This is a genomic window from Streptomyces sparsogenes (genome assembly GCF_001704635.1).
GTDB classification, from domain to species: Bacteria; Actinomycetota; Actinomycetes; order Streptomycetales; family Streptomycetaceae; genus Streptomyces; species Streptomyces sparsogenes.
Genome location: NZ_MAXF01000056.1, coordinates 1 through 16,773 on the forward strand (window position 1 = coordinate 1; position 16,773 = coordinate 16,773).

General features: G+C 71.7%; 15 protein-coding genes. 6 read left to right on the forward strand and 9 right to left on the reverse strand.

The features are described from left to right. The 3 genes from BBH68_RS12215 to BBH68_RS12225 all read left to right on the forward strand — a co-directional run. Positions 1-97 (forward strand): cold-shock protein (locus tag BBH68_RS12215; RefSeq protein ID WP_141712988.1); only part of this gene is annotated, 97 nt, incomplete at its 5' end. Positions 98-326: 229 nt separating this feature from the next. Then, a complete protein-coding gene (locus BBH68_RS12220) occupies positions 327-1,817 on the forward strand; it encodes a DEAD/DEAH box helicase (protein WP_174589015.1) in 1,491 nt (496 codons plus the stop codon). Positions 1,818-1,978: 161 nt separating this feature from the next. Continuing rightward, positions 1,979-2,293, forward strand: coding sequence for an SCO5918 family protein (locus BBH68_RS12225; RefSeq protein WP_065961632.1), 315 nt, complete (start codon positions 1,979-1,981; stop codon positions 2,291-2,293). 495 nt (positions 2,294-2,788) lie between these two features. On the opposite strand, the gene BBH68_RS12230 is transcribed toward BBH68_RS12225, so the two are convergent. The 3 genes from BBH68_RS12230 to BBH68_RS41915 form a co-directional block, all read right to left on the reverse strand. Further along, positions 2,789-4,417, reverse strand: a complete 1,629-nt coding sequence (locus tag BBH68_RS12230) for an ABC transporter substrate-binding protein (protein WP_065961634.1) — start codon at positions 4,415-4,417, stop codon at positions 2,789-2,791. Between the two features lie 5 nt (positions 4,418-4,422). After that, entirely contained in the window at positions 4,423-6,597 is a 2,175-nt protein-coding gene (locus BBH68_RS12235) for a hypothetical protein (RefSeq protein WP_065961694.1), read from the reverse strand. A 154-nt stretch (positions 6,598-6,751) separates the two neighbouring features. Next, complete coding sequence (locus BBH68_RS41915) at positions 6,752-6,904, reverse strand: hypothetical protein (protein WP_158080312.1); 153 nt, start codon at positions 6,902-6,904, stop codon at positions 6,752-6,754. 597 nt (positions 6,905-7,501) lie between these two features. On the opposite strand from BBH68_RS41915, the gene BBH68_RS44025 reads away from it, so the two are divergent. Continuing rightward, positions 7,502-7,630: a hypothetical protein gene (locus BBH68_RS44025; RefSeq protein ID WP_281182478.1), complete on the forward strand. Its 129-nt coding sequence runs from the start codon at positions 7,502-7,504 to the stop codon at positions 7,628-7,630. Positions 7,631-7,723: 93 nt separating this feature from the next. Beyond that, entirely contained in the window at positions 7,724-8,689 is a 966-nt protein-coding gene (locus tag BBH68_RS12240) for a hypothetical protein (protein WP_141712989.1), read from the forward strand. Positions 8,690-9,043: 354 nt separating this feature from the next. Here the strand turns inward: BBH68_RS12240 and BBH68_RS44240 are convergent, their stop codons facing one another. Both BBH68_RS44240 and BBH68_RS12255 read right to left on the reverse strand, forming a co-directional pair. After that, a complete protein-coding gene (locus BBH68_RS44240; RefSeq protein ID WP_342673129.1) occupies positions 9,044-9,310 on the reverse strand; it encodes a LysR substrate-binding domain-containing protein in 267 nt (88 codons plus the stop codon). 161 nt (positions 9,311-9,471) lie between these two features. Beyond that, complete coding sequence (locus BBH68_RS12255) at positions 9,472-10,389, reverse strand: LysR family transcriptional regulator (protein ID WP_065961643.1); 918 nt, start codon at positions 10,387-10,389, stop codon at positions 9,472-9,474. A 316-nt stretch (positions 10,390-10,705) separates the two neighbouring features. Between BBH68_RS12255 and BBH68_RS12260 the strand changes: the two genes are divergently transcribed. Further along, positions 10,706-11,770, forward strand: a complete 1,065-nt coding sequence (locus BBH68_RS12260; protein ID WP_065961644.1) for a LacI family DNA-binding transcriptional regulator — start codon at positions 10,706-10,708, stop codon at positions 11,768-11,770. Here BBH68_RS12260 and BBH68_RS12265 read toward each other — a convergent pair. From BBH68_RS12265 to BBH68_RS12280, 4 genes are all read right to left on the reverse strand, one after another. Then, positions 11,733-13,145 (reverse strand): GH32 C-terminal domain-containing protein, encoded by a 1,413-nt coding sequence (locus BBH68_RS12265; RefSeq protein ID WP_065961695.1) that lies wholly within the window; start codon positions 13,143-13,145, stop codon positions 11,733-11,735. The genes BBH68_RS12260 and BBH68_RS12265 overlap by 38 nt on opposite strands. Positions 13,146-13,273: 128 nt before the next feature. Then, positions 13,274-14,053, reverse strand: a complete 780-nt coding sequence (locus BBH68_RS12270; RefSeq protein ID WP_245738029.1) for a carbohydrate ABC transporter permease — start codon at positions 14,051-14,053, stop codon at positions 13,274-13,276. Positions 14,054-14,223: 170 nt separating this feature from the next. Beyond that, on the reverse strand, positions 14,224-15,180 hold the full coding sequence (locus BBH68_RS12275; RefSeq protein WP_065961648.1) for a carbohydrate ABC transporter permease: 957 nt from the start codon (positions 15,178-15,180) through the stop codon (positions 14,224-14,226). Further along, positions 15,177-16,586: an extracellular solute-binding protein gene (locus tag BBH68_RS12280; protein WP_065961649.1), complete on the reverse strand. Its 1,410-nt coding sequence runs from the start codon at positions 16,584-16,586 to the stop codon at positions 15,177-15,179. Before BBH68_RS12280 ends, BBH68_RS12275 begins: the two co-directional genes overlap by 4 nt. Positions 16,587-16,773: the final 187 nt, after the last annotated feature.

Genomic DNA, 16,773 nt, shown 5'->3' on the forward strand with positions numbered 1-16,773 from the left:
GCCGCCCAGGCGCGAACTGCTGGAAGGCCAGAAGGTGTCGTTCGACATCGCGCAGGGCCAGAAGGGCCTGACGGCCGAGAACATCGTGCCCGCCTGACACAGGCGCTGACGTACTTCGCAACTGGGGCCCGCACCTCTGGGGTGCGGGCCCCAGCTCGCTGCTTTCAGGGCGCGCGGTGGGAAGGCTCCACCGCATATCCGACCGGTGACACATTCCCCGTCGGTCCGACTCGCCCCACATCGACTTCGACTCGTCTCGAGATTCTCTGCGCCGCTCATCTGCTGCGGGAATTCCTTGATACGTGTCCCATCAAGGAAGGTTCCGCATGAAGCGTGCCCGCACATCCCGAACGTACGACCGCCTGGGAGGAGGCGGCGCCAACCGCTCCGGTGGTCCGCGCCGTTCCAAGGGCTACGGAAACCGACAGGCCGGACGGCCCGTACAGGGCGAGTTCGCACCGCCGAAGACGATCACACCCGCGCTGCCCGTCGCCGAGTCGTTCGCCGATCTCGCCATGCCCGCGCGGCTGTTGGCCACGCTCGGCCACGAAGGCGTGACCGTACCGTTCCCGATCCAGGCGGCGACCCTGCCGAACTCCCTGGCCGGTCGTGACGTACTCGGCCGTGGCCGCACCGGCTCGGGCAAGACCCTCGCCTTCGGCCTCGCCGTACTGGCCCGTACAGCGGGGCGGCGTGCCGAGCCACGGCAGCCGCTCGCCCTCGTCCTCGTCCCCACCCGCGAGCTCGCCCAGCAGGTCACCGACGCGCTCGCTCCGTACGCCCGCTCCGTGAGCCTGCGGCTGGCCACCGTCGTCGGCGGGATGTCCATCGGCAGGCAGGCCGGTGCGCTGCGCGCCGGGGCTGAGGTGGTCGTCGCGACACCCGGGCGGCTCAAGGACCTCATCGACCGGGGCGACTGCCGGCTGGACGATGTCGGCATCACGGTCCTCGACGAGGCCGACCAGATGACCGACATGGGCTTCATGCCCCAGGTCACCGCCCTGCTCGACCAGGTGCGTCCCGATGGGCAGCGGATGCTCTTCTCGGCCACCCTGGACCGCAACGTCGACCTGCTGGTCCGCCGCTACCTGACGGACCCGGTAGTCCACTCCGTCGACCCGTCGGCGGGCGCGGTCACCACGATGGAGCACCACGTACTCCATGTGCACGACGCGGACAAGCATCGGACGACCACCGAGATCGCGGCACGAGACGGTCGAGTGATCATGTTCCTCGACACCAAGCACGCGGTGGACCGGCTGACCAAGCACCTGCTGGGCAACGGTGTCCGCGCCGCGGCCCTGCACGGTGGCAAGTCCCAGCCGCAGCGCACGCGAACCCTGGCCCAGTTCAAGAGCGGGCATGTGACGGTACTGGTGGCGACCAACGTCGCGGCGCGCGGGATCCACGTCGACAACCTCGACCTGGTCGTCAATGTGGATCCGCCCAGTGACCACAAGGATTACCTGCACCGCGGCGGTCGTACGGCCCGCGCCGGCGAGTCCGGCAGCGTCGTCACCCTGGTGACCCCTGATCAGCGGCGCGGTATGAGTCGACTGATGGCTTCCGCAGGCATCACCCCCCGGGTCGCCCAGGTGCGTTCAGGCGAGGCGGAGCTGAGCCGCATCACAGGTGCCCAGGCCCCTTCCGGTGTCCCGGTCGTCATCACCGCGCCGGCCGTGGAACGTCCCCGCGGCGCGTCCTCTTCGTCCCAGGCACGTCGGGGCCGCCGGGGCCGCGCCGGCCAGGGCCGCCCCGTCGGTGAAGCGGCGCGCCGCAGGGCACAGCGGCGGCCCGGCTTCGGCTCGGCTGCCTAGAGCAGTTCTGATCCCAAGCCAATCCCCTTGCACGGGCCTGATCACCCTGGCCCGGATCCGTCTACGGGACGTCCTCGACGGACCGTTCACCTCACCCGGCTCTTGGCCCGACGCCGTCAGGGAGCATGGCCGGCCGTTCTCCTTCTTCTCTGTGAGGCATCATGCGCTGTGTCATCGCCCGGTACCCGTTCGAGCTGACCAAGAGGGGGGTGCTGGCGTCGATGAAGGGCGTCACGCCCGAGCTCGTCACGGGTGAGTCCGTGACCATCGGCCGCCGCCGTTACCCCGTCAAGCAAGTAGGCCAGGTCATCACCCGACAGGACCGCCGCGACTTCACCAGCGGCGAAGTCGTCCGGGCCATGACCCGCCTCGGCTTCACCTGCCACAACCACCCCGAGGCCGTGCCGATGGGTGTCCCCACCCCGCTCCAGACCGCGTCGGAGCTGCTCGGGGGGACCGCCTCCCCGGCGGTGTGAGGAGAGGCGGAAAACCGCCGCCAGAGACCCGGTGAGGGCCCTGCCGACGCGCGTCGGCAGGGCCCTCACCGACGTATCGCCGTCCCGGCGTCCCGCCGCCTCGCCGTCCCGGCGTCCCTGCGTCCCTGCGTCCCTGCGTCGGGCGGTTCCAGCCCCGGTTCGCGTTGATCACATGGGCGCGGGGGTCGGCTCAAGCACGTGGGACTCCGGGATGCGGATGAGTGAAGACGCACACGGTCGGCCCATCCGTCCCGTCGAGTGGGCGCTTGCTCGCCCAACTCCGCGCCTGCTCAGCTTCATTCGCCTCGAGAGCCCCAAGGAACCCATGGCGAGAAACACCAGCGACAGAATGTACCCGGCCACCGCTTCCCTCCTTGGCAGGCAAGTCGGCGGAGTCTAACCGAGAACCACCGTGGTCAGGGGGGTGGCCGGGGCATGTGCGGTGAGGAGGCCGGCCGCCCGGTCAGGTTGCGCGGCGGGTGATGTGCAGGCCTCTCAGGGGGAGCTGCTGGGGATCACGCAGTTCTTCGGCTGTGGCCGGCCGGTGGGCCAGCCGAGGCCGACGAACTTGAGCTTGCCGTCGCCCTCCCGGCCCGGGTCCAGCTCGACGATCGCGGTCGGTTTGTCGTACGCGTTTCCGCCGCTGGTCAGGCATATCAGGCCGCTGGTGCCCGGCACGCGGTGACGGGACTGGAGCAGGGACCACTGCCGGCCGACTTCCTCGCGGTCGGGCACCGCCTCGGCGCCGCCCTTCTGGGCCTGGTGGAGTGCCTTGCCGATGGTGACGAGGCCGTCGTGGACGAGCATGGTCCGGGAGTCCTCCAGGTCGGGGGCGGAGCCGAGCCGTATGCCCTCGCGGCGGGTGGTCTCGATGAGCTTCTTGAGGGTGTCCAGGGCCGCCTTGGGCTCGGTGAGGTACTGGGGGAGTTCCGCCTTGGTGGGTTCGCGGTCGTGGGTTTTGGCCCACTGCCTGGTCCAGGCGGCCAGCTCGGTGTTCCAGGCGTCGGGGTGGGCGGGGGCGGCGTACTGCACCGTCACCTTCGCCTTGCCGTCCTCGCCGCGCAGCTGGTCCCAGTCCTTCCGCGTCATGGACTGGCGCAGCGAGGCGGCGTCGGAGCCGCTGACGATGGTGTAGTGCCGGTCCTTGCAGCCCACCTGGGCGAGCTTGAGGGCGAAGATCCGCAGGTGCAGGGTGCGGCCGGCGAAGTAGACGGTGTCGGCCTCAGAGTCGCAGATGTTGTTGGCCGTCTGGGTGAACTGGTTGCCGGTCGAGCCCGGCTCGTCGATCGCGGGGGACTCGAAGGACATGGCGGCGGGGCCGGGCGGGCCCGTCTCCTCGATGCCGTTGAAGGCCCTGGCCAGCGACTGGTTGTAGCTGTCCGGGCGCCTGTCGTAGACCAGCACCGTCTTGAGGTTCTCCCGGCCCTGTTCGCGCCTGAAGTCGGCCAGCGCCTGGGCCGCGTCGTGGTTGGAGGGGATGATCCGGGCCAGGCCGGGGAAGCGTGGCTTCGCCATTCCGTCCGCCCCGTCCTCGTTGGCGATGTCGTCCCCGCTGGCCCGGGAGGCGAGCACCGGGATCCGGTGTTCGGTCAGCCGCCGGACGGCTTCCTCCGTGGTGTCGAGGGTGAGGTTGAAGCCGGTGACGGCGCGCAACCGGTGCTCAGAGGAGTCGGCCATCCGCAGCAGGGTGTCCACGACCTTGTCCTGGTGTTGGTAGTCCCGCCCGGGGTTGGCCAGCACCAGCCGGATCTTCGGCGGTTCCCCCTCGCCCTCGTTGGCCTGCCGCTGGCCCAGGTACGCGCCCTGGAGGTCGCTGCGCATCTGGCGCCGCAGGGCCGGCCTGGCGGACTGGAGCGGCAGCATCATCGCGACCGTGACGTGCGGCTGGTCGTCGATCCTCTTGTTCTCGTCGGCGATGGCCCGGGCGACGTCCCGGATCTCGGGTGTGCCGAAGTCGTAGCCCGCGCCGTCGACGCCGACGCACTCGCCGTCGATCCGCTCGACCGCCTCGATTCCCTGGGTGCAGGTGTCCGTCTTCCGGATCACCGAGCAGGCGTACATGCCGCCCGCGACGGCCGCCGCCACGGCCAGTAACGCGTAGAGGATCTTCTTCCATCTGGGCATCCCCGCTACCTCCTCCGCCCGAGCTGTCCGGTACAGGTGCAGCGCAGCAACGGCTGCTCGTTCTCCGCCAGGGCGCTCCACTCCGTGGCCGTCTTGCCGAGCTGTACCGCGCCGTCGAACTCCATGATCGAGAGCAGCCCGAGCAGCCTGGCCAGCGTGCGGGCCGTCTCCGTGCCGGTGGGCCTGGTCCGCTCCTCGCACAGCCACACCGCGTGCAGCAGCTGGTCGACGGTGCGGCGCAGCGCCGGTCCGTCCGCCGCCACCAGGCCCTGGGCGCGCTCCCGCCGGGCGTCCGCTCCGCCCGGATACGGCGCCTGGGCGATCTCCAGCAGCTCGGCGCACCACTCGCGGGGGCGGCCGGGGAGTGTGGCGGCCAGGTGGCTGACCACGTCGTCGGCGCCGCCGGACACCAGGTGGTGGTTCATCCGGTGCGCCGTGACCGAACGGAACGCCCCGCCGCTCGGCGCGCCCCTCGGGTCCGCCTCGGCGCGTCCCGCGTAGTGGTCCCGCAGCAGGTGGTGGTCGGCGTGCCAGGCGGCGCCGCCGGGGCGCAGCCCGTACAGCCGGTGGACCAGGAGCTGGCGCAGCCCGAAGTCCCCGATGAAGTGCCGCTCGCAGCCGGGCCATCCGGTGTCGGTGAGCAGCTGCGAGACCTGATGCGCGGTCAGGGCGTGGACACGTCCCGACTGGTGGTGGCGGAGCAGGACGTCCGCGCACTCCTCGTCGTGGGCCACCGACAGGTGGGTGAGCAGATCGAGCCACTGGTCGCGGTGTTCGGTGGGCAGGCGCACCGGGAGCTGGTCCAGCACCAGTTCGCGCAGCAGCACGTCCGCCACCGGGTGCTCCGAGGCGCCGTCGCCGGGGAGGCGTAAGGGGGCGTCCAGTAAGTCCCGGTCGTTGGCGTCCGCCGGCATCCGGAAGGCGGCGGCAGCGGCGGCCAGCCGGATCACGGTGTGCGGCCGTCCACCGCTCAGCCGTGCCACGGCGGCGTCGATGCGGCGGCGGTTCGCGGCGCCCTCCGGCTCCGCGCGCTGCTGCCTGCGCTCGGTCTCCCGGCGGAGCTGGTCGCCGGTGAGCAGGGGCATGCGCAGCAGGAGCACGCCGTCGGCCAGCGGTGCGCGGTCCGCTCCCGTGTCGGTGGGCCGGGTCCACGCGGGTGGGCCGCCGTCGGCGGGCCGGAACTCCGCGGGGGGTACCACCTCGTGGGGCGGCAGGCCGCCGTGCAGGAAGGCGCCGCCGTCGGCCCGGCGTGCCGTGCCCACGATCACCACGCGGTCGCGCTGCCCGCCCCGGCGGTCGCTGAGCACGGCGCGCAGCAGCCGCTCCCCCAGCGGTGACTCGGCCCGGTCCAGCAGCAGCCCCGGGCGGCCGACGCGGCGCAGCCAGCCGACCGCCGACGCGTACGCCGCCTCCAGGTCCTCGCGCAGCGCCCGGAAGAGGAAGCTCTCCGCCAGCTCCCGCGACTCGCCGCCGGCCTGGAAGTCGGCGGCGAGGTTGCGCAGCCCGTCGCCGGGCTGGCCGGCCGCGCCGGGATACACGCCGTAGATCCGCTCCAGCTCTTCCCTGCCCCGGGGTGCCAGCCGCTCGAAGAGCGCGTCCAGCAGCGCGTTGTGCAGCGCCGCCGAGTACGGGTCGATCGCCTGGCCGGACAGGGTCGTGAGCAGGTTCCGTACGGTTCCGCTGAGCACGCCCCGCCAGAAGTCGCCCGCCCCCAGGCCGCGCAGGCGCTGCTTCTGGGGCAGCTCCTCGTACCGTTCGACCTCCGTCGCGACCGCCGCCGGGGTGCCGTCCGCGACACCGGTCGCGATCACCGCGAGGCCGGTGAAGAGGCGCGGGAAGGCGAACGAGCCGCCCGTCCCCTGCCAGCCGCACAGCCGTCGGGCGGCCTCGACCAGGGCCTCGGTCGCGGCCGAGCGGGCGCCCGGCTCCGGCTCCGCCCGGTCCGCGTACACCGGTGAGCCGCAGTCCAGGTAGACCACCGGCACCCTGGTGGCGAAGCGGTCCCGCACCGCGCGCAGCAGCCGCCCCTTGCCCATGCCCGGACCGCCGGTGAGCAGCACGACGGGCAGGTCGGGCCCGTACAGCGGCTCCCGGCCGCCGCCCGACGGCGACCGCCCCAGCAGACACGCGAAGAAGCCCTCGTCGCTGAGCAGTTTCTCGAACCCCAGGTCCTCACACACGGACCCCCCCATGGAGTACTCGCCCGCTCCGGGAGCGGGTGACCGGTGACCGATGTGCTGCAAAGGAACCAGTGGAACACGGAATGTTCGGTTCGGACAACGATGACCGAAGTGGATCATTCAGGCACGGTGTGGCCTTCGTGTCCCGCGCGTGTCACCTGTGCCGGTGCCGGAACGTGACCACCACTGTCACGAACAGGATCGCGAGCACGATGGCGTACCAAGTGATCACTTCCGAAAAGCGGTCGACGGCCAGGCCCGCCGCTGCAGCCGCCACGCCGAGGACCTCTCCATGTGCGGTGTTCATCGAGATCGCCTTCTTCTGAACGGCGTTTCCGTTGAACGGCGTGATGCGTCGCTCTCCCTGATTTCATTGAACACCCGGACCCCGGGTCTCGTCAGGGACGACCGCCGTCTCGGCACCGCCCTCCCTTAGATATAGGGCTGGGTTTTACAAAAATGTACTTCTATAAGGCCACGAGGCGGTCGACACATTGCTCGCCCTCGGTGTCGAATGGCCCGTCCCCGTAGTGATCGACGAGTTTCCTTACCTCGCCAATGCCAACCCGGAGCCGCCCTCGATCATCCAAGAGGCGCTACGGCCCCTGCGTGATCAACGCACCGGGGGCGCCGAGTTCTGAGGCATCATCGATCCCCACCTGGCGACAAAGGTGAACGCGGTCGTCGGTGACACCCCGGCCTATCGGCATGAGTTCGCCCGTGGCACCACCCCCGAGGAGCCGGACGACTTCGACGACCGGGTCGTCCGCACCGTCCTCAACCCCGAAACGCCCCTCTTCCGCGAGGCCGCTATCTGCTCGCCGAAGAACCCCACCTCCGCGACACGGCCCTGTACCTGCCAGGGCTGGCCGCCGTCGCCGACTGCAACGCCACCCGTGGGGGCATGGCCAGCTATTCCGGACATGCCTGGCCGCCGCACTACGGCTTCCGCCAGGAGATGGTCGCGGTCGCTGTCCGGCAGACCGTCGCTGGCGCCCTCACCGTGGGGTCGGCGCTTCACTCGTACGGGTAGTCGTTCGGTTGTTCGCCTCCGGCCTGCGACCGGACGCACTACGGTCGGGGGCCACGAAAGTCTCTGGCCGCCGGCTCGCCCCAGGAAGGCACCGTGAGCAACCAGCCTCTGTCATCCAATTCACATGTTTTCGCGAAAGCGGCGACGGAAATGACCGCCGATGAGATCGACCGTTTTCTGTCGTCCATGGCCCGCGCATCGGACTTACTGCTTCGAGAGAGCAACGCGGAGGAGCACCGCAGGGACGAGCTAAATGATCTCAACGAGGCCTTGATCCAGCGAAGGGCCAATGGTCAGGGTTCCATGGCCGACCCGGATTCCGTACTGCTCTCGGTCCGTCTCAGGCTGGCCACCGACGCCGCGACGAGACAGCGGAACGCGGCCCGCGAATTCGTCTCGTGGTGGGCCGACGCGGCGACGGTAGCTTGGCGGGGCGCCGCCCTTGGTACCCCTGTCCAGTATGCCCGTTTGGCCGGAGCGGCCCCGGAAACCCTGCTGGCCGACGAGGAGTTTGCCGCTCTGCCAAAGATCGACGAGCATACGCGTCAGCTGGTGGAGCTGAGCGCCTCCCTCGCCTCGCCCCCGTATCCGCGGCCCGCGAAGGGGGATACCGAGGACCTTGTTGCTATGACCGAAGACTTGGCTTCACGCTCGGGACTGCGCATTCGTGTCAACAACGCGGGTGATGTCGAGGCCGTGGAGGGTGAGGATCCAGAAGCCCGACGCTGTCGCCTGTGGGGTGACTTCTGGGTCGAGCATCGAATCCCGGCCCTACCCGGGCCGGAAGATCTGGAGGAGCTGTTCACCCGGGCCCCTTCGGACATCGGGACGCGCTTGCGGGCTGCCACGAAAGCGGTAGTGGGAGCCGTGGTCGCCGCATCTCGCATGGACGAGATGGAGAGCAAGGAAGCGGCGTGGACGGCCGAAGAGATCGAGGATTACGACAGACTCATGGAGCAGTGGTGCGGGCTGACGGTTATGTTGGCCGACTATGCCCGCATCATCACGAAAAGTCTCCCCGCGCTACGATCTGTAGGCTCTGAAGGCGCCTCGGCCTAGGCACGGGCCTTCTCCTCGGTGCTGGTGAAGGCGGTGTTCCGGTAACTGGCGTACGCGTGGGTGCGCCGTCCCCCCTGAGCGCCGCCAGCAGCGGGGCGGGGCCGTGGCAGACCACGGACACTCGCAGGCTGCTCTCGACCACCGCGCGAGGATCCGGCCGGCGTCGGCCGCCAGGTCCTCCATGGGGCCGTGGGCGGCGACAGCCGGCACCACGGCGTACAGGTTCGGCATGGTGAGCTCGGCCCGGGCGGACAGCTCCTTGCCGAAGACGGTGCGCCAGTAGCGGCGGGTGCGATGGGCACGTCCTCCGCGTAGCTGGCCAGCGGCACGTCCCGCAGCGCGGCGCAGGGGTCGTCAGCCGCCGGGTGCTCCCCGACGAGCCGCGCCCAAGTGTGGGGCCGCGGCCAGGACGTACTCCTTGTCCGCCAGCGGGACCGAGGCCAGCACGCGGCCGCGGGGCCGCTTGGTCGTGATGACCAGATCGTGCCGGCCCGTGCGCATGTCCTCCAGCAGCGGATCGGTCAGCCTCTGCATGACGCGCAGATGGACGCCCTTTGCGACGAACGGGGCGAGCGTCGGCAGCACCTGGGCGCCTGCCCCCCGTCGCGCTGCGCGACGCACGCCTCGACGAGTAGACGCCGTCCACGTCCTCGGTGACGGGCACTGGCTACAGCGTGCTGCCCCGCTCGCTGGTCCCTCGCGATCCTCCACGACCCGGACGAGCCGCCGCTCAACACGCTCTGTCTCGTCCAGCGCCCGGGCGCTGGACGCCAACCCGAACATCATCCGGGTCCTCGAGCGGTTCCGGCGCGCGGCGCGCAGCTGGTGGAGACGGTGTCGGCGAAGGCCCGGGCGAGTGGGGGGAGGGCGGCCCAGCGGCGTACGGCCCAGCCCACCGGGAGCGGGGGCAGCGCGGGTACGGGGATGAGGCGGAGGGGGCCGTCGTCGCCGGGGGCGGGCAGGCCTGGGAGGGCGGGGACGACGGCGTGGCCCAGGCCGAGCTCGGCGAGCAGCAGGGCGGTGTCCCAGTCGGCGACGCTGGTGTCGGAGCCGGTCCGGATGCCGAGTTCGGCGAAGGCCGCGTCCAGGCGCCCGCCGGAGATGGAGTTCGGCGGCAGTCGTACGAGGCGGACGTCCGCGAGGTCGGACACGTCGATCCGCGCCCGGGTCGCGAGGGGATCGCCGACCCGTACGGCCAGCACCCAGGGCAGGTCGACGACGGGCCGTTGCTCGACGCCCCGGACGGGGGCGCCGAGGGTGACCCAGGCCAGGTCCAGGTGGCCGGCGGTCAGGGCATCGAAGCAGCGGCGGCTGGAGCTCTCGGTCTGGAACTCCAGGCTCACCTTGGGGTAGCGCCGGCGGAAGGAGACGACCGCCTCGGCCATGAAGTGCCGTACGGTCGTGCCGCCGGTCGCGATGCGCACCGAACCGCCCTCGCCGTGCACGAGGTCCCCCAGGCGCCGCAGCGCGAGGTCGAGCCCGGCGATCCCCTCGGCGGCGGCGTCGCACAGAACGTGACCCGCGGCGGTGGGCGCCACTCCGCGCGGCAGGCGCTCCAGCAGGCTCACACCGGTCTCCCGCTCCAGCCGCTTCACGTGCTGGCTCACCGCCGACTGGGTACAGGCCAGCTCACGGGCCACGGCGCTGAGGCTTCCGGCGCGGCACACCGCCACGAACACCCGCAGGTCGTCCAGAGTCACGACCCCAGTTATAGCTTGGGTCTTGAGAGAAATCCCCAGGATTGACTGGGGTGAGCCGCGCCCGCGAAGATCGGCGCAGGGCCCAAGGCGGCAACCCGTACGGCGCCTTCGCGAGGATCCGGACCGGACGAAGGGGCCGCACGGGTGCCGACCGCCGGACGGGCATCGGGCTCCGTGCGGTCGGGTTCTGTGGCTTGGGCTCTGTGCGATCAGGCTCCGTGCGCCCCCCGTGTGCGTCACGGGCCGCCGCCGCCCGTCGCGGTTCTCGCAGGCCGATAGGCTGGGGCGATTCCTGAACGGAGGGCGGCCGAGGGTCATGGGCAGAGGCGAGGAGGGGCGCGCGGACGGGCCCGGGCGGCCGACGTCGCGGGATGTCGCCCGGCTCGCCGGGGTGTCGCACACCGCCGTGTCCTTCGTGTTCAACGACCGCGCCGAAGGAAACCTCTCCCCCGCCACCCAGGAGCGCATCCGCCAGGCCGCCGCCCGGCTCGGCTACCGCCCCGACCCCGTCGCCCGCGGTCTGCGGCGTCGCCGCACCGCGGTGATCGGTCTGGTCACGGACGAGATCGCCTCGTCGCCGTTCGCGGGGCGGCTGCTGCGCGGGGCCATGGAGACCGCCTGGGAGAGCGGCCATCTCGTGCTCACCATCGACTCCGGCGGCGACCGGGCCAAGGAGGACGCCGCGGTCGCCGAACTCCTGGACCGGCGGGTGGACGGGATCATCTACGCGGCCATGTCGCTGCGCCGGGTCCGGGTGCCCGAGGGGCTGCACCGCACCCGCTCCGTCCTCGCCAACTGCCTGCCGGAGGACGACTCCCTGCCGGCCGTCATCCCCGCCGAGCGCGCGGGGGGCCGTACGGCGGCGCGGCTGCTGCTGGACGAGGGCCACACCAGGGTGGCCATGGTCGGCGGCCAGGACGACATCGCGTCGGTCGAGCGGCTGCGCGGCTTCCGGGACGCCCTGCGGGTCAAGGGGGTCCTCGTGCCCAAGGAGTGGGTGCAGCGGACCGGAGGCGAGATCTCCGGCGGGTACGAGGGCGCGCTGCGGCTGTTCGACGGGGTCCCCACGGAGCGGCGCCCCACCGGCGTCTTCTGCTACAACGACCGGGTCGCGGCGGGCGTGCTGCACGCCGCGGCCCGGCTGGGGATCGCCGTCCCCGGTGAGCTGTCCGTGGTCGGCTACGACGACCAGGAGCACATGGCCGCGTACCTCGATCCGCCGCTCACCACGGTGGCGCTGCCGCACCGGGCGATGGGCGAGGCCGCCGCCCGGCTGCTGCTGGACGCCATCGACACCGGGCGGACGCCGCCCGCCACCGTGCGGCGGCTCGCCGGCCCGGTGGTCAGCCGTGCGTCGGTGGGACCTGCTCCCACCCGGTGACGGCGGCGGGGGACCCGGTCACGACGAGTTCGGGTACGTCGTCCGGGCGCCGGTAGACCCGCTCGGTGACGGTGGCCCGGTCGTCGACGAACAGCTCGACCAGCGATCCGTCCACGAGCACGCGCACCCCCCGCCCCGGGGCCCGCACCACGATCGGCTCCGCCCCCTCGGCCCCGGACGGCCCCCAGCCCCCGGTCCGCGGCCAGCCGCCGCGGTCGAGGGTCACGGTGCCCGCGTCCGGGTCCAGCCGCACCGTCAGCTCCGCGCCCGACGCGGACCGCAGCAGACTCACGGTTGTCAGGCCCCGGGCGGTGACGGTCAGGTCGTACGATTTCGGGAGCGGGACCCGGTCCGGGAGCGGGCCCGGGAGCGGGTCCTGGCCGGGGAGCGGGTCCTGGCCCGGGACCGTGTCCCGGTCCGGTGCCGTGACGAACGGCTCGGCCGCGCGCAGCAGGTCGAGTTCCGGGGCCGGTACGACGCGCAGCGCGCCGTCCGCGTGGACGTCCACGACCCTCGGCGCGGTGAGGACCCCGGCCCACCCCGCGCGCTCGATCTCGCGCTGTGCGCGGGCCTCCCAGGACCAGCCCCACATCAGGGTCCGGTCGGCCTCCTGGAGCACGGCGGGGGCGTAGAAGTCCCGCCCGTGGTCGAGCCGGCCGCCGGTGCGGGGCTCGAAGCGGGGATCGCCCCCGTCGCCCGGCCGCAGCCGTCCGGTCAGATACGCGGTGGCGCGCGGGTCGCCGTCCCACAGCGACACCACCAGCACCCAGTCCCCGCCCGCCGTCGCGTACAGCTGCGGGCACTCCCAGCCGGTCACCTTGTCGCCGAGCGCCACAGTCGCCACGGGGTCCGCGCCGTCCACGAGCACTCCGGCGAACCGCCAGTCGGTCAGGTCCTCGCAGTCGTAGAGCAGCACCGACGGGGTCCCGTCGGCGTGGCCCGCGCCGACCAGCGCCCACCGCCGCCCGGCGCACCGGAACACGAACGGGTCGCGGAACATGACCACGTCCAGGCCGGGGGGCGGGCCGGTCACCACGGGGGTGGGCAGCGGTTTCCAGTCGGTGAGGGCGTCGTCGTCCGGGTCGGCCGCGCGCGCCAGGCAGATCGTGCCGAGCCCGGTGTGGTGGCGGTCGACGCCGGTGTACACGGCCGTGGGCACGCCGCCGTCGTCGACCACGCACCCGGACCAGCAGCCCGCCTCGTCGGGGCCGCCGGGCGTGGGGGTGAGCGCGATGGGGTGGTGCTCCCAGTGGACCAGGTCGGGGCTGGAGGCGTGGCCCCAGTGGACATTCGTGTGGCGGGGGGCTTCGGGGTTGTGCTGGTAGAAGAGGTGGTGGCGGCCCCGCCAGCGGAAGGGCCCGTTGGGGTCGTTGATCCAGTTGGCGGGCGGGCGGACCCGGAAGCGCGGGGCGGCCGGGTCCGGGGACGAAGCGGCGGGATCCGGGGGCGAAGCGGCGGGGTCCGGAGACGAAGCGGCCGGGTCCGGGGGCGAAGCGGCGGGGCTCAACGGTTGACTCCTGCGGAGGTGATGCCCTCGCGCAGAGGGCGCTGGCCGACGACGAACACGGCGACGGCGGGGATCATGGAGAGCACGACACCGGCGAGCACCACCGAGATGGAGCCGGTGCCGAGGTTGCCCTGGAGCGAGACCAGGCCCAGCGGCAGGGTGTAGTTCTGGCCGGAGGTCTCGAGGATGAGCGGTCGGAAGAACTCGTTCCAGTGGTAGTTGAAGGCCAGCACGCCGACGATCGCGAGGCCGGGCGCGGCCAGCGGGGCGTACACCGACCGGAAGATCCGCCAGGGGCCGCAGCCGTCGAGCATCGCGGCCTCGCCCAGGTCCTTGGGCATGCCCAGGAAGTACTGCCGCATCAGGAAGGTGCCGAAGGCGGTCGGGAAGGCCGGAATGATCAGGCCGAGCAGCGTGTCCGTCAGGCCCATGGACTTCAGCACCAGGAACACCGGCACGATGGTGACCTGGAGCGGCACCATCATGGTGGCGAGCACCAGGCCGAACAGCGGCTTCTTGAAGCGGAATTCGAGGCGCGCGAAGGCGTACCCCGCGAGCCCCGCGGTGATCATCTGGCCGACCGCGATCAGGGCGGTCACCAGCGTGGAGTTGAGGGCGACCAGCCACACATCGATCTGGTCGAAGACCCCGCGGTACGACTCCGTCGTCGGATGGGTGGGGATGATCTTCGGCGGCAGGTCGAAGGACTCGGCCGGGGTGCGCAGCGAGGTGGACACGGTCCAGATGACCGGGCCCAGGGTGAGCAGCGCGCACACCGCCAGCCCGGCGATCCGGGCCCAGGGCGCGAGCGAGTGCCGCGCACGGATCGGTTTGGGGGCCGCTCGGTTCCCCGCCCGTCCCGTGGTGGCCCGGTCGGTCGTTCGGCTGGTGGCGGCCCGGCTCGTGGCCCGGCTCGTGGTGGCTTGGCTCATGGGACTCACCCGGCTCACTGGTAGTGGACGAAGCGCCGGCTGAGCCGGAACTGGAGGGCGGTGACCGCCATGATCAGGACGAACAGCAGCACGCCCACCGCGGACGCCGGGCCGAAGCGCAGCTGCTCGAACGCGGTCTCGTAGATGACCATCACGACGGTGCGGGTGGAGTCGCCGGGCCCGCCGTTGGTGAGGACGTACGGCTGCTCGAAGACCTGGAGCGCGTTGATGATGCCGACCACGGACGCGACGAGCAGGGTGGGCGACAGCAGCGGCAGGGTGACGCTGAGGTGCTTGCGCAGGCCGGTGGCGCCGTCGAGCGAGGCAGCCTCGTGGATCTCCTTGGGGATGTTGTTCAGGCCGCCGACGAACAGCAGGAACGAGAACCCGAACTGCTGCCAGACGTAGACCAGGATCACCGCGGCCATCGCCCCGTTCTCCGAGGTCAGCCAGGGCACCGGGGCGACCCCGACCAGGCCGAGGAGCCAGTTCACGACTCCGAAGTCCTGGTTGAAGAGGTACTTCATCACCACGGAGATCGACGCGGCGGACAGCACCAGCGGGAAGAAGAACGCCGACCGGAACACCGAGCGCAGCCACAGGGGCATCCGGCCGTTCACCGCCAGGGCCAGGGCCAGCGCGATGAGCAGTTGCAGCGCGACCGCGAGCACCATGAACACGAGGGTGTTGCGGAAGGAGACCAGCACGGTGGAGTCGCTGAACACCTCGCGGTAGTTGGCGGCCCCGGCGAAGCTCGGGTCGTCGATCACGTTCCAGTGGAAGAGGCTGAGGACGACCGAGCCGATGATCGGGACGACCGTGAAGACGACGATGCCGACGATGGTGGGCGCCAGGAAGAGCGTGGCCAGCAGCCGGGTCCCGCGGTCGCGGGCGGCGGGGCGCGGGGCGGCGGCGGGCGGTGCGGCCGGGCGCGGCCGCCGGGCCGGGGCCTGCCGAGTGTTCGTCGTCATACGTCACGCTCCATGGCCTTCTCCAGGTCGCCCTGCATCCGGCGCAGCGCGGGGGCCACCGCGCGCCGGGAGGCCAGGGCGGTGCCTGTGTGCTTGAGCAGCACCTGCTCGACCTCGGCGACCTGCGGGGGCGCGGGGATCGGGCCGGTGTCGGGGAACTTGTCGAGGGTGTCGTAGAAGACCTGCCAGTGGCGCGGGCCGGTCTCCCGGTAGCGGGCGGCGTCGAGCATCGAGCGGCGGGCCGGGGTGGTCTGGTTGGTCGTGAACAGCCGGCTGAGGGTGTCCCGGCGGGCGGCGTACTTGATGAACTCCCAGGCCTCCTCCTGCCGCTTCGAGGTGCGCAGCAGCGCGTAGCCGGCGGCGCCGAACTGCATGCGCTGGGTGCGCCAACGCGGGAAGTACTGCACGTCGTAGTCGGGCGCCTTCATGCCCGCCAGGTGCAGGCCGCCCGCCCAGAAGCCGCCCGCGGGGGTGACGCCGACCCGGCCGGTGGAGAACACGCCGACCAGGTTCTGGCCGTTGCCGCCCTCGGGGCGGGTGCACAGGCCCTCCTGGATGAGGGAGGCGAGGTAGTCGTACGCCTCCTCCACGCGGGCGTCGGTGGCCCGCGGGGTGGTCCACCGGTAGCCGCCGCCGCGCCCGCGCCGGGCGGCGGGCGGGTAGAAGGAGTCCCACAGCCAGGCTCCGCCCGGCGCCTTGGACTCGGCGAGCAGATTGGTGTCGTTGGCGAACAGCCAGGGCACCACGCCGCCCCACAGCCGGTTGGTCCAGAAGTACGGCGTGAAGCGGGAGCCGCTGGACTTCTTCATGTCCCGCAGCAGCGCGGTGAAGTCGTCGCGGGTCCAGTCGGGCGCCGGGAAGGCCGCGCCCGCCCGCTTCAGCACCTCCTTGTTGAGGTACATGTCGGCCGCGTTGAACTCGACCGGAAGCTGGTAGAGGCTCCCCTCGTACATCATCGACTCGACCAGCGAGGGATGGACGTCGGCGAAGTACTCGCGCAGCTCTTCGGCGTCCCGCTTGACCCAGTGGTCCAGCGCGACCCCGAGGCGCCGCGCGAACAGCTGGACGCCCTCGGTGGCGACGTAGACGAGGTCGGGGGCGGTGCCCGCCGCGATCTGGGTGAGGATCTTCGCGAAGAAGTCGGACCAGTCGACGGCCTGGACGGCGTTGATCCGGAGCTTGATGTCGGGGTGCAGCTTCCGGAAGCCCTCGGTGAGCGTGCGCACGGCGGCCGGCCCGTAGGCGGGCCCGAGGGTGGCGACGACGAGGGAGCCGTCGTCGCGGCCGGGGATGTCGGCGCCGGTGAGGCGGTCCCAGTTGGCGGCGACACCGCCGAGGGCGGCGGCCGCAGCGCCGTACGCGCCGTAGCGCATGAGGCTGCGGCGTGAGGTGAGCGAGTCGGTCATCGGGGGGCCTAACTCGTGTTAGTCGCGGGTGACCTCCCGATGATGAGAACCCCTGCACGGGCTGTCAAGAGATGCCGCAGGGGTTGACCTTTAACGAGTTAGGTCTACAGTTCCGGTCCACCGAGCCGCAGTCCTGACGACGACGTCGGGGAAGGAGCCGCACCATGCATCACATATCGGGCAGGTC